Annotated in this window: 15 protein-coding genes; 7 read left to right on the top strand and 8 right to left on the bottom strand. The window is 69.8% G+C overall.

Annotated features, from left to right (window positions below; genetic code table 11):
- Positions 1–250: 250 nt before the first annotated feature.
- Positions 251–751: a TfoX/Sxy family DNA transformation protein gene (locus IEY60_RS09140; protein WP_189026054.1), complete on the top strand. Its 501-nt coding sequence runs from the start codon at positions 251–253 to the stop codon at positions 749–751.
- A 126-nt stretch (positions 752–877) separates the two neighbouring features.
- Positions 878–1,528: a DUF8020 domain-containing protein gene (locus tag IEY60_RS09135; RefSeq protein ID WP_189026052.1), complete on the top strand. Its 651-nt coding sequence runs from the start codon at positions 878–880 to the stop codon at positions 1,526–1,528.
- Positions 1,529–1,622: 94 nt separating this feature from the next.
- Here IEY60_RS09135 and IEY60_RS09130 read toward each other — a convergent pair whose 3' ends face one another.
- The 8 genes from IEY60_RS09130 to IEY60_RS09085 form a co-directional block, all read right to left on the bottom strand.
- Complete coding sequence (locus IEY60_RS09130) at positions 1,623–2,573, bottom strand: Ppx/GppA phosphatase family protein (protein WP_229739666.1); 951 nt, start codon at positions 2,571–2,573, stop codon at positions 1,623–1,625.
- Positions 2,574–2,636: 63 nt separating this feature from the next.
- Positions 2,637–3,158: a DUF501 domain-containing protein gene (locus IEY60_RS09125; RefSeq protein WP_189026050.1), complete on the bottom strand. Its 522-nt coding sequence runs from the start codon at positions 3,156–3,158 to the stop codon at positions 2,637–2,639.
- Positions 3,155–3,748 (bottom strand): FtsB family cell division protein, encoded by a 594-nt coding sequence (locus IEY60_RS09120; protein WP_189026048.1) that lies wholly within the window; start codon positions 3,746–3,748, stop codon positions 3,155–3,157. The genes IEY60_RS09125 and IEY60_RS09120 overlap by 4 nt, the downstream gene beginning before the upstream one ends.
- Before the next feature lie 46 nt (positions 3,749–3,794).
- Positions 3,795–5,081, bottom strand: coding sequence for a phosphopyruvate hydratase (gene eno / locus IEY60_RS09115; protein ID WP_189026046.1), 1,287 nt, complete (start codon positions 5,079–5,081; stop codon positions 3,795–3,797).
- A 114-nt stretch (positions 5,082–5,195) separates the two neighbouring features.
- Entirely contained in the window at positions 5,196–5,873 is a 678-nt protein-coding gene (locus tag IEY60_RS09110) for a lytic transglycosylase domain-containing protein (protein ID WP_229739757.1), read from the bottom strand.
- 169 nt (positions 5,874–6,042) lie between these two features.
- Complete coding sequence (locus IEY60_RS35600; RefSeq protein WP_229739665.1) at positions 6,043–8,757, bottom strand: ABC transporter ATP-binding protein/permease; 2,715 nt, start codon at positions 8,755–8,757, stop codon at positions 6,043–6,045.
- The gene (locus IEY60_RS09090; protein WP_189026044.1) at positions 8,754–9,692 is read right to left on the bottom strand and encodes an ABC transporter permease; all 939 of its coding nucleotides are present in this window, start codon (positions 9,690–9,692) and stop codon (positions 8,754–8,756) included. The genes IEY60_RS35600 and IEY60_RS09090 overlap by 4 nt, the downstream gene beginning before the upstream one ends.
- Complete coding sequence (locus IEY60_RS09085; RefSeq protein WP_189026041.1) at positions 9,689–11,200, bottom strand: ABC transporter substrate-binding protein; 1,512 nt, start codon at positions 11,198–11,200, stop codon at positions 9,689–9,691. Before IEY60_RS09085 ends, IEY60_RS09090 begins: the two co-directional genes overlap by 4 nt.
- A gap of 304 nt (positions 11,201–11,504) precedes the next feature.
- On the opposite strand from IEY60_RS09085, the gene IEY60_RS09080 reads away from it, so the two are divergent.
- From IEY60_RS09080 to IEY60_RS09060, 5 genes are read left to right on the top strand one after another with little or no spacing between them, the layout of a single operon-like run.
- A complete protein-coding gene (locus tag IEY60_RS09080) occupies positions 11,505–12,620 on the top strand; it encodes a TauD/TfdA family dioxygenase (RefSeq protein WP_229739664.1) in 1,116 nt (371 codons plus the stop codon).
- Positions 12,592–13,602, top strand: coding sequence for an ornithine cyclodeaminase family protein (locus IEY60_RS09075; protein ID WP_189026039.1), 1,011 nt, complete (start codon positions 12,592–12,594; stop codon positions 13,600–13,602). Before IEY60_RS09080 ends, IEY60_RS09075 begins: the two co-directional genes overlap by 29 nt.
- The gene (locus tag IEY60_RS09070) at positions 13,593–14,987 is read left to right on the top strand and encodes an alanine racemase (RefSeq protein ID WP_229739663.1); all 1,395 of its coding nucleotides are present in this window, start codon (positions 13,593–13,595) and stop codon (positions 14,985–14,987) included. Before IEY60_RS09075 ends, IEY60_RS09070 begins: the two co-directional genes overlap by 10 nt.
- Positions 14,988–15,023: 36 nt before the next feature.
- Positions 15,024–16,058 (top strand): PLP-dependent cysteine synthase family protein, encoded by a 1,035-nt coding sequence (locus IEY60_RS09065; protein WP_189026037.1) that lies wholly within the window; start codon positions 15,024–15,026, stop codon positions 16,056–16,058.
- A 40-nt stretch (positions 16,059–16,098) separates the two neighbouring features.
- Positions 16,099–17,490 carry an MATE family efflux transporter gene (locus IEY60_RS09060; RefSeq protein ID WP_189026035.1) on the top strand — a complete coding sequence of 464 codons (1,392 nt, stop codon included), beginning with the start codon at positions 16,099–16,101 and terminating at the stop codon, positions 17,488–17,490.
- Positions 17,491–17,637: the final 147 nt, after the last annotated feature.

Here is a 17,637-nt window from a genome sequence, read left to right as displayed (position 1 = left end):
CAGGCCGATCAATTGTCGGAGCTGGAGCGAACCACCGAGGCGGCCGAGTTGCGCGCCGAAGCCGACACCCTCGCGCCGCCCGCCGCATAGCCGCCAAAATCGATGGCGTGCTCACCGCGAGGTGTGGCCTTCTTGACGGGATGAAGAGACAGCGCCCGGGTAATGCCCGGTCCGTCGGGGATGGGATGAAACTGCACCGGTATGCGGCGGCGGTCCTTCGGGCTGGACCGAACGCTGGAACCTGGGGCGTTTGACCGCTGGGCAACTCGGCAGCACTATCGAAGAACGCGGGGTGACACCGTTCGCCGGCGCGGAATGCTTGTTCTCACCCCGCGGACGCCCGCCGGACGACTTGCGTGCTGCCGTATGGAGCGAGGCTGAATCCGTTCGGGGTGACGCGCACTTGCGAATTCGCGAATACTACGGACGCGGCGTCGAACTCGGCCACGCCGCCGCCCGAATGCTCGCGCACGCCGATATGCATTCGCTGGACGATCTCACCGAACTCGGCGCCCTCGAATCCTACCGGCGGCTGCGCGCGGCCGAGGTGAAAGGCCTGAACCTGGAGATGCTCTGGGCGCTCGAAGGGGCGCTCACCTATCGCGATCGACGGCTGATCGGGCCGGACCTGCGGCGGGAGCTGATTGCCGCGCTCGGGCCCGTGACCGTGCCCGAGCGGATCGCCCCGCGCCGGCATCGCGCTCCGATCCGGCCCACGGTGAGGGCTTCGCGACTCGCCCGGTGTGAATAGGGCGGGCACGGATATCCATCCAACGGAGCGGGCGGTCCGAATAGTGGGTGTTCATCGACCACGAAATTTCGGATTCTCCCGGGGATCGAAATCTTCGGGTGAGTTCGGAGAGGGAGCTTCTCCGATATGTTCCAGAACTCGAGTTCCAGCGTGGCGCGGCGGATGCTCGCCGCCGTCCTGCCGGTAGCGGTGGCCGTCACGTTCGCCGGTGTGGCCTCGGCCGAGGTCGATACCGATCAGCAGGCGCGGTTCGCCCAGGGGCTGTCCACGGTGGGCAATGCCGAGGGCATCGGCTACAGCACTGCGGTGACGCCGGATCTGCGGACCGTCTCGGCGACCCTGGACGACGGACGCTTCGTCCTCGGCCAGGACGGCACGCTGACGGTCGAATCGGCGACCGGCAGGCCGATCGCCCAGGTGCCGACCCGCTTCGGCACGGTAGGCGGCCACACCATCACCGTGACAACCGCGATCTCCGCCGACGGGCGCACGATCATGGCGAGGCCGCAGGTGTCCCAGGGCGCGGCGGCCGAACTGAAGACGGTCGCCACCAATCCGGCCGCGCAGAACTCCGACCCGGTCCAGAACGCCGCTGCCCTCGGTGCCGGGGCCGGCCTGGTGTTCGCCGCGGTCATGTGTTTGCCGGGGATCATGGCCGTCCTCGTGTTCCTGGCGTGTACCGGGCTGATCGGCCTGCCCAATGCCCTCATCGGCGCGCTCATCGGCGCGGCCGTCGGCGCCGTGGCGCCCGAGGTCATCCCGCAGGTACTCCCCTGATCCTGAACGCCTCGATCGCCGCGCACCGAAAGCATCACGGTGCGCGGCGATGTCGTGTCAGGCGGCAATGACCTGGCTCGCAGGCCGGGGCCGCTCAGCCGAGGATCGACATCGCGATGCCGTCGAGGATGTCGTGCTCGCTCACGACCAGCTCGGAAACACCGGCGCGGCGGGCCAATTCGTCGGCCAGCACCTCGGTGATGACGGCGCCGCCGCCGATCACGTCGACCCGGCCGGGGTGCATCGGGCCGAGGGCGGCGCGCTGGTCGTGGTCCATGCCGATCAGGCGGTCGCACACCTCGTGCACCTCGGCCAGGCTCAGCCGGGTGAGATGGACGCGGGTGGAGTCGTATTCGGGCAGGTCGAGGGCCACAGCGGTGATGGTGGTCATCGTGCCGGCGACACCGACCCAGGTGTGCACCTTGTCGACCGGAACCTTGGCGAAAGCCTCGTCGAGCTTGCTCTCCGCGAATTCCCGTGCGGCGTCGACCTGTTCGGCGGTCGGCGGGTTACCGGGCAGGCAGCGCTCGGTGACCCGCACGCAGCCGATGTCGGCGGAGTAGGCAGCCTGGACACCCTCGGCGTCGCCGACCACCAGTTCGGTGGAGCCACCGCCCAGGTCGACGACGACGAAAGGCCCTGCGTCAGCGGACAGTTCGCCGACCGCGCCCGCGAACGACAGCCGTGCTTCTTCGTCGCCGGTGATCACCTCGGCGACGGCGCCGTCGACGACCCGGCCGAGTTCGGCGCGGGTCATCTCGAAGAAGTCGCCCCGATTGGCGGCGTCGCGGGTGGCCGAGGTGGCGACCATCCGGACACGCGAAACATCCTGCGCCAGCATCAGATCGACGTAATCGGCCAGCGCGACACGCGTCCGCTCGATCGCCTCGGGAGCGAGCCGGCCGGTGGCGTCGACACCTTGGCCGAGCCGCACGATGCGCATCTCGCGGTGCACATCGGTGAGACCACCGTCGGCGCCGACCTCGGCGATCAGCAGACGGATCGAATTGGTGCCGCAGTCCACCGCGGCGATGCGCTCAGTCATGATGTTCCTCCTGGTCGGCCCGAGCGCCGTGCGAGGTGTGCAGGCGCCGCGTGCTGTCCGCGATTATGCCGGTTCGCCGGACTTGCGGGCGGAGGGCCAGTCGGCCGGGATCGCGGTGCCGCGCAGTCCGGCGTCGGCCGCCAGTGCCACGGCCTCGTCGCCGAACGGGTTGACGCCGGGGCCCTTGGCCAGCGAATGCGCGATCAGCACGTGCAGGCACTTGACCCGGTCGGGCATGCCACCGCCGGTGAAATCGGTGCCGAGCGACTCGATCTCGTCGCGTTCGGCCAGGTAGCTCTCGTGCGCGGCGCGGTAGGCCGCGGCCAGCTCGGGGTCGGCGGCGAGACGTTCGGTCATCTCGCGCATCACCCCGGCCGACTCCTGCCTGCTCGCCTCGGCAGTGAGCCGGGGGTCGGTCAGGTAGTACAGGGTGGGGAACGGGGTGCCATCGGGCAGGCGCGGCGCGGTCTTCACCACGGCGGGCAGGCCGTCGGGGGTGCGGTAGGCGACGGCGAGCACACCGCGCGGCTCGCGGCCCAGCTGCTGGGCGATGATCTCGAGGTCGCGCTCGTTCGGTGCGGTCACCTTGGTCCTTCCGGGGCCGGTTCGGAGATGCTGCGCCACAGGTCGGTGTACCAGGGGTCGGGCGCCGCTGTTCGGGTGCTCATCGGCGGCGGCGCCGGTGCTTCGATGCCGGGAATCTGCACGATGTAGGGGGTTTCGCCGGGCATCACCAGGCGCAACCGGTCGCGGGCCTCGGAGCGGATGTAGGCCGGATCCTGCTGCTGGGCCCGGCGATCACGCAGGACGGCCAGGTCGGCGTCCAGTTCCGCCCGCTGCTGGGCCAGCGCGGCCGCTTCGGCGCGCTGACTGAAGTAGGTGCGGGTCGGCACGGCCAGGGTCAGTGCCAGGCCGCACAGCACGGCAGCGAGGATCACCGCCTTGCCGGTCGAGAGACCGAGGATGGTGTGTTCGCTGCGCTCGAGCTTGCCGCTGGGCTTGCGCTTGCCCGTGGTCGCGCCGGTGGCGGATTCGGGGCGGCGCCGGGTGGTGCGTTTGGCCGCGGCGGGGCGGCCGGGGGCGTCGAGATGACTGGGGCGGGAGCGTGCGGCCCGCGACGTGCGGCGGTCGCCTCGTCCACCCGGACTGGTTCCACGCGCACGTCGCTCGGTCATTCGCTACCGCCCCGTCATCTCAACCTGTACTGCGGTACTGCTGTGCTCAGAACTCGCCGGTGAAACGCGGGAAGGCCACGTCACCCGCGTAGCGTGCCGAGTCGCCGAGGGCGTCCTCGATGCGCAGCAGCTGGTTGTACTTGGCGACCCGCTCGGAACGCGCGGGGGCGCCGGTCTTGATCTGGCCCGAACCGACGGCGACCGCGAGGTCGGCGATGGTGGTGTCCTCGGTCTCGCCCGAACGGTGCGACATCATGGTCTTGTAGCCGTTGCGGTGCGCGAGCTCGACGGCGTCGAGGGTCTCGGTCAGGGTGCCGATCTGGTTGACCTTCACCAGCAGCGCGTTGGCGGCGCCCTTGGCGATGCCCTCTTCGAGGCGCTCGGGGTTGGTGACGAACAGGTCGTCGCCGACCAGCTGCACCTTGTCGCCGATCGAGTCGGTCAGCGCGACCCAGCCGTCCCAGTCGTCCTCCGACAGCGGGTCCTCGATGGAGACCAGCGGGTACTGGGTGAGCAGTTCGCTGTAGAACTCGCCCATCTCGGCGGCGCTACGCACCTTGCCCTCGAACTTGTAGCCCTCGCCGGGGGTGTAGAACTCGGTGGCGGCCACGTCGAGCGCGAGCGCGACATCGGTGCCCAGTTTGTAGCCTGCCCGCTGGATAGCCAGGCTGATCAGGTCGAGGGCTTCCTTGGTGCCCGCGACGTCGGGGGCGAAGCCACCCTCGTCACCGAGACCGGTGGACAGGCCCTTCTCCTTGAGCACGGCCTTGAGCGAGTGGTACACCTCGGTGCCCCAGCGCAGCGCCTCACGGAAAGTGGGGGCGCCGATCGGGGCGACCATGAACTCCTGGACATCGACGCCGGTGTCGGCGTGCGCGCCACCGTTGAGGATGTTCATCATGGGCACGGGCAGCACGTGGGCGTTCGGGCCGCCCAGGTAGCGGAACAGCTCCAGGCCCGAGGACTCGGCCGCACCGCGGGCCACGGCCAGCGAGACGCCGAGCAGGGCGTTCGCGCCGAGGCGGGACTTGTCGGGAGTGCCGTCCAGGTCCAGCAGGACCTGGTCGACGGTGCGCTGCTCGACGGCGTCGAGGCCGATGATGGCGGGCGCGATCTCGTCGAGGACACCCTCGACGGCCTTGGTGACACCCTTGCCGTTGTAGCGGTCTCCACCGTCACGCAGCTCGACGGCCTCGTGCTCACCGGTGGACGCGCCGGACGGAACGTCCGCCCTGGTCAGGGTGCCGTCGTCGAGGGCGATCTCGACCTCGACAGTGGGATTGCCGCGCGAATCCAGAATCTCGCGCGCTCCGACCTGTTCGATGATGGCCACGAAAACGACTCCTTACGACTGAAGGCACGGTAGGTCTCACGGCTTGGTCCGTGCGGGTGCGAGCCTATCGCCTCGGCGTGACGTCGAGTAACCGGCACTCCGGGCCGGCGCCGACTACACGCGCCGGCCGATGCTGTAGGTGGCGGCTCTGTCCCGCACGACCCGCATGTACTTGTTCGACTGGTTGTAGGCGAACAGGGCGCGCTGCCAGCCGTCGGCCGAGGTCAGGTCGCCGCCGCGGGTGCACAGGTACCTGGCGGCGGTGAGGGCGGCGTCGTCGATGTTCTGCGGGTCGAGCACGCCGTCGCCGTTGGCGTCGACCGCCCAGCGGCGCCAGGTCTCCGGGATGAACTGCAACGGGCCGACCGCGCGGTCGTAGGTGGTGTCGCCGTCGAGGCTGCCGCCGTCGGTGTCGCGGATGACGGCATTGCCCTTGGTGCCGTCGAGGGCGACGCCGATGATCGCCGGACGCACCGTCCCGTCGGCGTCGACGCCCGCGCCGCGATGAGTGCCGTGCCCGCTCTCCACACTCGCGATCCCGGCGATGGTGGTCCAGGCGATCCCGCATTCGGGCTTGGACCGCGCGAGCACCGCCGCCGCGTAGCCGTAGGCCTCCAGCGCGACCGGTTCGATGCCGACCGCCCCCGACTGCTCGTCGGCCCAGCCGCGTAACTGCTCGGCCGCGCGACCCGGCGCGTCCACATCGATCGCGGGCAGCGCGGCACCCGGCCCCGGCGGCATGTCGCCGGGGATCGACGCGAGCGAACTACACCCGGCGAGCAGCGCGGTCATCGCCACGGCGGCGAGGACGCCGACTTTCTGCACAGACACTCAACCCATCATCCAGGTCTGGGGCCTCCGCGGCACCTCTCACAGCGAGTTCTCAGAGTGCGGCGAGGTTGCGGTTGGGTTCGGCGACCGTGCGGGCGAATTGGGCGTACACGAGACAGGACACGAGGTGTCAGCCCATCAGGTCCGCTGTCGCCTGGTGCGCCGGGCTGGCGAGAACGGTTGCCGGGGTGCCGGATTCGACTACTCGGCCGTGGTCGAGGACGAGGAGTTCGGTGCAGTGTCTGGTGACCAGGGCCATGTCGTGGCTGATCAGCAGGACGGTGGTGCCGCGGTCGGCGCGGAGGTGGTCTAGGAGGGTCATGATCGCGGCGGCGGTGTCGGTGTCGAGGGCGGTGGTGATCTCGTCGCAGATCAGGACGGCGGGGTCGGCGGCGAGTGCTCTGGCCAGGGCGACGCGCTGGCGTTGGCCGCCGGAGAGTTCGCGGGGATGGCGGGTCGCGAGCTCGGTGGGGAGTTCGACTGCGATGAGCAGGGATTCGATGTGGGCGCGGACCTGGTTCTTCGGTACGCGGGCGATGCGGCGGAGTGGGCGGGCGAGGGTCTGTTCGACGGTGCGGCGGGGATTCAGTGCAGCCAGGGGGTTCTGGGTGACCAGCTGGATGCCGTTGATACCGGCTTTGATTCGACGTTTACGACCGATCGGGATTCTGGCACCCCGTAGGTCGAGCGAACCCGAGCCGGTGGTGTGCAGGCCTGCGATCACCCGCGCAAGGGTCGTCTTCCCCGCGCCGGATGGGCCGACCACGGCCAGCGCTTCGCCCGCGCGCACGGTGAAATCGATGTCGGCGAGGATCGAGTGACCGTCGGCTACGGCGCTGATTCCGTTGACGCGCAGGGCAGTCGCGCTGCCTCGGTGCGGCGCAGCCTCTGGTCTGCCTGCGGCGTCCTCTCGTTCGCGTCGGAGGGCTCCTCGTGCTCCGTTCCCCCGCACCGTCGCACTGTCAGGACCGACGGCACCGTTCGCCCGCGGCGTCGGCGCCGTGCCCGGCTGCCCGTTTCCGTTGACCGCCAACTCTGCTCCGCTGCCGGGTCGGTCGGCACATGACGGCGATGAAGCTGTCCGAGTTTCCGGTCGTGCGCCCTCGGTAGCGCCAGTCTGTTCCTCCGCGCCGCCGTCGGCGATTTTGTCTACGCACTCGAGAGCAGTCTCCGACTCGGGCGACCCAGCCTCGTCGATCACCGGCATTCCGCCGGGCGGGTGGATCTCGACCACGGTGTCCGCGATGGCGTGGATCGTGGTGGTGTCGTGGCCGGAGAGGAGGACCGCGGTCGACTCGCGCAGGGCGAGGTCGGCGATGAGGCGGGCGATGTCGGTGCGCAGGGCGCCGTGCAGGCCCGCGAGCGGCTCGTCGAGGACGAGGACCTCGGGTCGGCGGAGGAAGGCGCGGGCGAGGGCGACGCGGCGTTGCTGGCCACCGGAGAGGCGACCACTGCGGCGGCGCAGATGGGTGGCGTCGAGGCCGACAAGTTCGAGGGCGGCGCGGCGGTCGGCGTCGGACGCGGTCGGCGCGGCTTCGGCGAGCAGGGCGCGTACCCGGAGCAGCGGATTCAGTTCGGAGCCCGGGTCCTGGCCGACATAGGCGATCCGGGTGCGCCGGAATGTCCGCAGCGCACTCGAATCCAGCGCGAACACCTCGTGCCCGGCGACCAGCACCGCGCCTTCCTGCCTGGCGCCCGCGGGGAGATGGCCGAGCAGCGCCCGCATCGCGGTCGACTTGCCCGCACCCGACGGACCGGTCAGCGCGGTGACAGTGCCCGCCTTCAACCGGAACGACAACGGCGCCAACAGCACCGCGCCGGACTCGGCGACCACGGTCAATCCATCGACCACGGCGGCATCTCCGGCATCGACCACATCAGGGTCTCCGATGCCGATCGGGTCACCTGCGAGGGGATCAGTGTCCGGGTGAGCGACGTGGCTGTCGGTGGCTCCACCGACCGTTGGCCTGCTCTTCACGGCGCCACCGGTGACCACCAGGTTGACCCCGACCGCGACGATCGCGATGGCCGCGCTCGGGACAAGCACCGCCCACGGGTTGAGCAGCAGGCCGGAGGCGTTGTCGCGCACCATGTTCGCCCAGTTGTGCTCGTCGAGGACGGACACCCCGAGAAACGAGACGGTACTGACGAGGTAGACGGCGACGACGAAGCGCAGGCCGAGCTGGGTGGTGAAGACCGAGCGCAGGTTCGGCAGGATCTCCCGGAAGACCAAGTGGGACAGGGACTCTCCGCTGGCGATCGCCGCTTCGACATAACCGCTGGTGGCGATGCCCGACGCGGCGGCCGCGAAGATCCTGGCGCAATAGGGCACGCCGAACAGCAGCGACACCATGATCAGCGCGAACACTCCGCCCTGTGGCCACGCGGTGAGGACGAGCAGGATGCCGAGCACCGCGGGCAGCAGGATCACCAGATCGCCGCCGAGTTCGATCACCGAACCCGCCCGCGGCCGGACCGCGGCCACCGCACCGAGCACCGCCGACAGAACGGTCACCGCCACCGCGATCACCGCCGACACCAGCAGCAGCTGGGCACCGCCGGTGAGCAGATGACTCAGCACATCCCGGCCGAGCCGATCGGTCCCGAGCACCGCTCCCCCACCGGGCGACGCGAACGGCATCCCCACCGCCCGCTCCGCCGGATGCGGTGCGACCAAAGGCCCCACCACCGCGACAAGCACGACGAGCGCCACCCCGGCCGCCGCCGACCATCGCCACCAGACACGCCTGGACAGGCGATCACCACGCCGTGGTGGCGGCATCGGCCGAGTAGCTCCCGCCACCACCGCGTGTTGACCTTGTTCGGGACGCTCGACAGCATTCATCGCGCACCTCCCGATGCCCAGTTCCGGACGAAGTCGGCTACCGCGAGCAAGGCCATGATGACGATGGCGGTGAGGGCGACGACCGCGGCGACCGTCGCGGTGTCGCGGTCGGCCACCGAACCGGCCAGCACCGCACCCACTCCCGGATAGTTGAACAGGGTCTCTACCACCAGCGCGCCGCCGAAGAGCATGCCGACAGTGGTGGCGTAGCCGGCGACGATGGCGGGCGCGGCGAAGGGCAGCATGTGCCGAACCAAGACAGTGCGGACCGGAAGTCCGTCCAGCACAGCGCTTTCCACATGCGGCGCGGTGGCGACATCCTGGAGCGCCGAGCGCACCACCCTGGCGTTCCAGCCGATCTGCGGTATCGCCAAGGCGAGCACCGGCAGGATCAGCATCTCCGGGCCCGCGGGGAAACCGGAGCGGTCGGTGATGGTGACCGCGGGCAGCCAGCCCGTCGCCAGCGAGAACACCAGGATCAGCAGTGTGCCGCAGACGAACTCGGGCACCGCGACCGCGACCGTAGTGGCGGGCTGCAAGATCCGCGCGCCGAGGGCGGTCGGGCGCACCGCCCACCAGCAGCCGAGCACCAGCGAGGCCACGACGGTCAGCAGTAGCGCGATCCCACCGAGCAGCAAGGTCTGCGGGAATTTGTCGGCCAGCAATGTGGCGATCGAGTTTCCGCGCGCGGTCTGCCCGAAGTCACCGGTCAGCACGCCGGAGAGCCAGTGCCAGAACTGCACCGGCAATGCGCGGTCGAGGCCGAGCTCGTGCTCCTTCGCGGCGAGCTCGGCCTGTTCCGCGTCCCGGCCCAGCGCCGAGCGGGCCGCGCTGCCGGGCAGCAGGTCCACCGCCACGAAGACGATGGCCAGCAATGCCAGCAGCAGCGCGATCCGCCGGAGCAGGGGCAGGACGAAGGTTTTCACGGCGATCACGCCAGCCAGGCACGTTCCAGCTGGACGCGGGCGAAGCCGCCGAGGGTCGGCAGACCACGTACCGGCGCTGCGGCGATATCGATGCCGTCGGCCATGCCCCACACCAGGTAACCGCCACGCTCGAACTGGATGCGCTGGATGTCGCGGACCGCCTTGATGTAGTCCTCGCCCGAGGACGCCAGCGCCATGGCGGTGGCGGCATCGAATTCCGGGTCACGGAAGGCGGTTTCGTTTCGGTTGGAACCGGAGGTCATCAGCTTGTCGGCGTAGAAGAGCGCCGAATCGTTGGTTCCCCACGACACCGTGTACAGCGGCGCGTTCAGCCAGGTCTTGTCGTAGAAGGCGGTGGGTTCGATCACCTGCACGTCCAGGCTGACGCCGATCTCGGCGAGCTGGGTGGCGATCACCTTCGCCGATTCCACCTCGCCGGGCACCTCGGCCTTCGTCACGAACGGATAGCGGCGGCCGGTATCGAAATTCGCTTCGCGCAGCAGGGTTTTGGCGCGCTCGATGTCGCGGTCGCGGCGCGCGAGTGCGGTGTCGTAGAGCGGGTCGGCGGTGCCGAGGATGTCGGCGGCGACGGTGCCGTAGCCGGAATGCACCTGGTTGATCAGCCCGGTCCGGTCGACACCGAGACGCAGCGCGGTGCGCACCCGCGCGTCGGCGAACGGACCGTCGGCGACGCGCATGGCCACGCCGAGCATGGTGTCGTTCGCGCGCCGGACCACCTGGAGGTCGCCACGGCCCGCCGCGGTGCGTCCGGCGATCGCGCCCACATTGGAGGCGAGGTCGATCTGGCCGCCGAGCGCGGCATTGCCGAGCGCGGTGACGCTGTCGAACATGGTCACCTCGATCGCGTCGAGCAGCGGCGGGGTGCCGTGCCACTGCTCGTTGCGGACCAGCCTGGCATTGCCGCCCTGGTAGGACTCGAGCCGGAAGGGACCGGTGCCGATCGCGGCGGTGAAGTCGGTGGTGCCCTGCGGCACGGTGAAGGTCATGAGCCGAAGCAGCAGTGGCAGTTGGGTATTGGGCGCGGCCAGGGTGAACACGACGCGGTTCGGGCCGTCGGCGGCGATATCGTTCTCGGCCACCGGCATCTTCGACGCGCCGCCGACCGAGCGCAGGCGGCGCATCGACCACACCACGTCGTCGGCGGTGACCGGTGCGCCGTTGTGGAACTTCGCGCCGTCGGCGATGGTGAAGGTCCAGCGGCGATTGTCGGCGGAGGGCTCCCAGCGCGAGGCCAGCCGCGGCGCGACGTTCGGGTCGGCGCCGGGGACGGTGAGCGCGTCGTAGACGAGCGAGGCGATCAGGAAGTCGCTGTCGTTGCTGAGATTGGCGTGCGGGTCGCGTTCGATGCGGGCGGTGGTGCCGAGCGCGCCGACGCGCAGCGTGCCGCCCTTCTTGGCGGGTCCGTCGGATCCCTCCTCGCTCGCGCACGCGGCCACCAGCAGTAGCGCGGTGACGCCGAGCCCGGATTGCAGGAGTTGCCTGCGGGTGAAACTCATCGTGTTGCCTCCCTCGAACCGCGTGCGCCACGCCCGATTTCCTGACGTCGCAAACTAGGCGAGGCTAGCCTAAAATACTTGCCGAGTGGTGGGGTTCCTCGCGACCGACATCGAACCGCAGTCGACCCGGACGCCCCCGGATGTCGCCCGTTCCGACGCCTCAGGTAGAACACAGAGTTATATGAACAGGCTATTTCTCGGCCGATACATTAGGTAAGTCTTGCCTAATCAGAATACAGGCACTACCTTCGCTCATCGAGTCTCCGATCACCCGCGTTCGACCGATGCGAAGAAGGGAAGGCCGGTGAAAAGCGTTCTGCCCGAACGTATGACACTTCACCTGCACGACATCGAACATCGCGAGCTACCGCCTGACGCCGCCTCGGCCGTCCGCGCACTCGCGACCGACATCCGACATCAATTAGGTGACACACCTCACACCGAAACCCTGCACGATCCCGTGCTGCTGGCCCAGGTGCACGAGCGCGCCGCCGAACTCCCCGACGCCGTCCGCCATGCCGTGCGCCCGCCCGCTACCGCGGCGGGCGCCACCGTCGTGCGCGGCCTGCCTGTCGACGACGCCGAATTCGGCCCGACACCGGCACATTGGCAGGCCGCGGCCACCGCGGCGGCCGATCCCCGGCACACCGGCTCGCTCGAACTCGACATCGCGATGCTGCTGCTGGCGCGGTGCGCCGGCGAGCCGTTCGGCTGGCAGGGCCAGCAGAACGGCAGGCTGGTCAACAACATCCTGCCCGCCGTCGGCCACGAGGACGAGCAGTCCGGCGCCAGCAGCTCCACCCTGCTCAGCCCGCACACCGAGGACGCCTTCCACGCCGCGCGCGCGAACCTGCTGATGCTGACCTGTCTGCGCAACCCCGACCAGGTCGCCACCACGGTGTCGTCGGTGGGTCAGGTGCGGTTGACCGAGGAGGACCTGCGCACGCTCGCCGTGCCGACGGTGCCGATCCTGCCCGACGTGTCCTACGGCATCGGTTTCGATCAGCCCGCACCCGCCGTGCCGACCATCTGGTTCGACGAATCCGGTAGTCCCACACTGCGTTACGATCCCGCTTACACCCCGCTCGAGGATGCCGACCCCGCATTCAGGGCGGCCTATTCCCGCCTCACCGCCGAGCTCGCCCGGGTCTGCCACGCGCCCGCGCTGGCTCCGGGAGAGGTCCTGCTGGTGGACAACGACGTGGCCGTCCACGGCCGGGTGCCATTCCGCGCCCGCTACGACGGCACCGATCGCTGGCTCAAACGCGTCAATGTCCGGTTGCCCGAACGTCGCAGGCGCGCGCAGGAGTCGTCCGAGAATGGGTATGGGCAACACGTGGTCGCGCCGTTCCGGGCGAGCACCGATCGGGCAGCAGAGCGGGGCAGGACAGATGAACGAGGATCCGTTGAACAACCGTGACCGGAGCATCCCGCTGCGGGTGCTCTCGCGCAGCGACCTGGCCGACGTGCCGATCACCCCGGCGGAGGTGGTCAGGGCCGTCGAGGAGGCGTATCTCGCCTTCGCGGCAGGCGAATCCGACAACCCGCGCAAGCTGAGCGTCGCCGACCCCGGCGGTTCCTCGGTGTCCTACGCGATGCTCGGCCGCGACGGCAGGCGCCGGGTGGTGGCCATGAAGACCTCCTACAAGTTCGATCCCGGCCACGACCGCAGCACCAAGCGGTACTACACCACCATCACCCTCTACGACGACACCACCGGCGCGCCCATCGCGATGATGGACTGCGCCAGGGTCGGCGCCTTACGCACGCCCGCGGTGTCGGCGTTGCTGGTTCGCGAGACGGTGCGGCGGGGGGCGGAGAGCGCCCTGCTCATCGGCACCGGCACCCAGGGCCGCAATGCCCTGCCGCATCTGCTGGCGGTGAATCCGCAGTTACGCAAACTGATGGTGTTCGGCACGCATCCGGAGGGTTTGGCGGCGGTGCACGCGCAGCTGGCCGACGCGGTGCCGCACGCGCTGCTCGAGGTGGTCGACGACCCGTACGCGGCGGCGGCCAACGCCGATGTGGTGCTGGCGACCGCGGGTCCCGGTACCGAGGTCGCCCTCGAATCCGCCCATCTCGCACCGGGTTCGGTGGCGGTGCTGGTCGGGTACGGGCTCGCGCCGTCGACGCTGGTCGAGGCGGATCGGGTAATCGCCACCAGCGCCGCGCAGATGGCGTTGACCGGCACCGACATGGCCGGGCCCGACGGCACACTGCGCAGTGTGGATGCCGAGCTGCCGCAGATCCTCACCCGCAGCGCGCCCGCACGGCGCAGCGAGGACGAGAAGATCTTCGTCTACAACAGTGGGCTGGTGCTCACCGATATCGCGGTCGCGCACGCGCTGGCGGCCCGCGCCATCGCCGAGGGACGGGGTGTCGAGGTGCCGTTGTGGGACTGACGGACGCGAGTTCCGGTGGCGGCGGCGGTGGTTGGCCCGCCGACGCCGCCGTCCTGCGCCGGGAGGCCGAGCCGACGCACTGTGCGCCGCCGATGCCCGCTCGGATCAGCGCGGGAGAACAGCGACTGATCGAGGATCCCCAGCTGCTCGGCGATATCGCCGAGGTTGTCGGCGGGCCCTTCCACGTGCTGTTTCCCGAGCGAGTCGCGGTGAATGTCACCGCATTCCAGGCGGCCTTCCTCGCGGCGGGCGTCGACGGGTTCGTGTACTTCGGGAAGAAGGCGAACAAGGCCGCGTGCGTGGCCAGGGCCTGTGCGGAGAACGGGGCGGGCATCGATGTCGCCAGTACCGGCGAGCTGGTCGCGGCGCTGGCGCAGGGTGTGCGCGGCGAGGATCTGATGGTGACCGGGCCCGCGAAGTCCGACCAGCTGTTGTGGTTGGCGGCGCGGCACCGGGCGCTGATCGCGATCGACGCGCTCGACGAACTCGATCGGCTCACCGAACTCGGCCTGCCTGCACGGATTCTGCTGCGGGTGCTGCCCGACGGCTCGACCAGCCGCTTCGGTCTCGACCCCGTCGAGCTGGAGCAGGCTGTGCAGACCGTGGCTGCCGACGGCCCGATCACGCTGTCCGGCTTCAGCTTTCACCTGTCCGGCTACGACGCCATGGCCCGTGCCGAACTGGCTGTCGCGCTGGTCGGGCACTGCTTGCGGGCGCGGGCAGACGGCCACCCGGCCGATACGATCTCGATCGGCGGCGGGTTCGGGGTGGACTACCTCGATGCCGACGCGTGGGCGCGGTTCCAGGACGACCTGAGCGAGAGCTGGTTCCACGCCGACCCGCCCACCGGCGGCTACTACCCGTACCACTTCCCGGTCCCCGGCGCGGACATGCTGTCCGCCGTCCTCACCCACAACGATCTGGCAGGCCTGTTGCGCGACAACGGGATCCGTCTCGCTGTCGAACCCGGCCGTGCACTGCTGGATCGGGCGGGTAGTTCCGTGTTCCGCGTGCAAGGCGTCAAAACCCGTACCGCACAGGGCGAACCGTACGACATCCTCACCGTCGACGGCACCAGCCTGAGCCTGTCCGAGCAGTGGTTCGCCAGCGAATACCTGCCCGATCCCGTGCTGTGGCCGCCACGATCCGGCCATCCCACACCCACCTGTGTCGGCGCCACCACCTGCCTGGAGTCCGACCTGCTGAGCGGGCGGCGGATCCCGCTGCCGCGCCGCGCCCGCGTGGGCGATCTGCTGATCTACCCGAATACCGCCGGGTATCAGATGGACTCCAACGAGTCCCCGTTCCACGAACTCCCGCTCCCGCCGAAGATCGTCCTGCGCGCGGACGGCGACCGGTTGCGCTGGAATATGGACGCCCGCTGATCCACCCGAGCTCCCAATCCGATGGAGGAATTTCCCATGGCTCTCGTCACGCGCGTGACGGATCTGATCGGCCGCACTCCCCTGTTCGAACTCGCCGTCACCGACTCCGGGACCCGGCTGCTGCTCAAGCTCGAACAGTTCAACCCGACCGGCGCCGCCAAGATCAGAATGGCGAGGTCGATGGTGCTCGACGCGGAGCGGCGGGGTTTGCTGCGCGATGGCGGGCATATCATCGAGTCGACGTCCGGCAACACCGGACTCGGCTTGGCGGTGGTCGCGGCCGAACGTGGCTATCGATTCACCGCCGTGGTCGACAACCACGCATGTAAGGACAAACTGCGCGCGATGCGGGCCATGGGCACCGACCTGGTGTTCGTCGCCGACGACGGTGACGACGAGCTGGCCACCTCGGCACGAGAGGATCTCGCCGAGGCGATGGCGGCCGCCCGCGACGACGCCTACTTCACCGAACAGCACAACAACGACGCCAATGCCGTCGGCTACTACGCGGTGGCCGAGGAATTGCTCGCCGAGGTCGAGCGGGTCGACATCCTGCTCTCGGCGGTCGGCACCGGCGGCTCGCTGTTCGGCACGGCCACCCGGCTGCGCGAGCTCGGCAAACCCGCACTGGTCATCGGCGTCGAGCCGGTCGGCTCCATCGCCTTCGGCGGCGAGGGCGGCCCGTACTGGCAGTCGGGCACCGGGACCCCGCCCGGCGCGACCATCGGCACCGCCGTCGACTACTCCCAGCTCGACGAGGGCGTGAAGGTCAGCGATGTCGACGCCTTCGCCACCGCGCGGGCCGTCGCCAGGACACACGGTCTGCTGATCGGCGGTTCGGCGGGCGGTTCGGTGCACAATGCCTTGGCGCGGCTCGAGGAATTCCCGGCCGGGTCGACCGTGGTCACCATCGTGTGCGACGGTGGCGAGAAATATCTCGACACCGTGTTCGACGACGACTGGATGGCCGCGCGCGGCCTGCTCGACCCCGCCGCCGAATGCGAGATCACCACGCTGCTGCGCCGCTACTCGCCGCTGCGGCGCCACGACGAACTGCTGGAGGTCAGGTGAGCGCGATCGCGCGCCACAGCTCGAATGCCGAGGGGCGCCGGTGAGCGGGAAGATCACCGACAGCAGCGCACTCGCCAAGCTGGCGACCCCGATCGCGCTCACGCAATTGGCGCAGATCGCGGTGTCGACGACGAATCTCGCGCTGATGGGCACCCTCGGCGTGGCCGAGGTCGCCGCCGGTGGCCTGGCGCTGGTGCTGTTCAACCAGATCCGCACCATGTGCGTCGGGTTGATCACCGGCACCGGCAACCAGATCGCCGGGGCGCTCGGCGCGGCCGGTAAACGCGGCGACTCGGCCGACGACGAGGTGCGCGGCGTGGTGCGCGCGGCGTTCGTCATCGCCACCCTCGCGGGCCTGCTCGGTGGAGCCGTGCTGATCGGGCTCGGCTGGGCGCTGTCGTGGCTGGGTCAGGACGAGGGTGTGCTCGCCCTCGCCAGGCCGATGATGATCGCGCTGGCGCCCGGCCTGCTGCCGTGCCTGTGGTTCCAGGTGCTGCGCCAGTACACCGTCGGCATGCAGCGACCGCAGGCGCTGCTGCTGGTGACGCTGGGTTCGGTCGCGCTGAACCTGGTGCTCGCGCTCACCTTCATCCACGGCTGGGTCGGCCTGCCCGCGTTCGGGCTGACCGGTGTCGGCATCGCGACCTCGCTGGTCTTCCTGATCACCTTCGGCGTGTTCTGGGCGATGGTGCGCCGCGACGCGCATCTCGGCCGCACGCTGCCGTCGACGCCGTGGCCGGTGCGCTGGTCGACCGTGCGTGAGGAACTGCGCCTCGGCACCCCGATCGCGCTCACCTACGGCTCCGAAGCGGGCATGTTCTCGGTGCTCGCACTGGTGATGGGCAGCTTCGGCCCTGCCGCGCTGGCCGCGCACAATGTGGTCTACCAGATCATCTACATCGTGTTCCAGGTGGCGATCGGCATCTCGCACGGAGCGTCGATCCTGGTCAGCCACGCCGTCTCGCGCGACGAGTACGGCCACGCCAAGAACCTGGCCTGGGTGGCGCTGCGACACGCGGGCATCGTCGCCGCGGTCACCGGCGTGGTCTATGTGGCCGCGCCGGACCTGGTACTCGCGCCGTTCCTGGACTCCGGCGACACCGATACGATCGCCATCGCGCACACCCTGCTGCTCATCGGCATCGTGCTGCAGTTCTTCGACGCCGCGCAGAACATCGGCACCGGGCTGCTACGCGGGCTCAAGGAGACCTCGGCGGGCTTCCGGCTGTCGCTGGTCGGCTACTGGGGCGTCGGCCTCCCCGCGGCCCTGCTGTTCGCTTTCCCGCTTGGCCTCGGCGCGGCCGGCGTCTGGTGGGGCCTCACGGCAGGCCTGGCCACCACCGCCGCGCTCATGCTGCGCAAGTACTTCGCCCTGCTCGACCAGGCGAGCACGGCACAGGCAGTGCGCGTACCCGCCGCCCAATCGCTTTAGTACCCCGCACGACCCGACCTCGAGGAGGGTCCGCCGCGCACCGGCGGTTCGCGGCCGTCCCGCCGGTCAGGCGCCGTTGCGTAGGCGACGAAGGAGCAAGCAACGGTGCCTGACCGGCGGGACAGGAGGGGCCGCGAACACGCGGGC

It is taken from the genome of Nocardia rhizosphaerihabitans, assembly GCF_014646295.1.
Lineage (GTDB): Bacteria > Actinomycetota > Actinomycetes > Mycobacteriales > Mycobacteriaceae > Nocardia > Nocardia rhizosphaerihabitans.
Note: the sequence above shows the minus strand (reverse complement) of the source record. Positions and strands in the feature narration are given on the sequence as shown.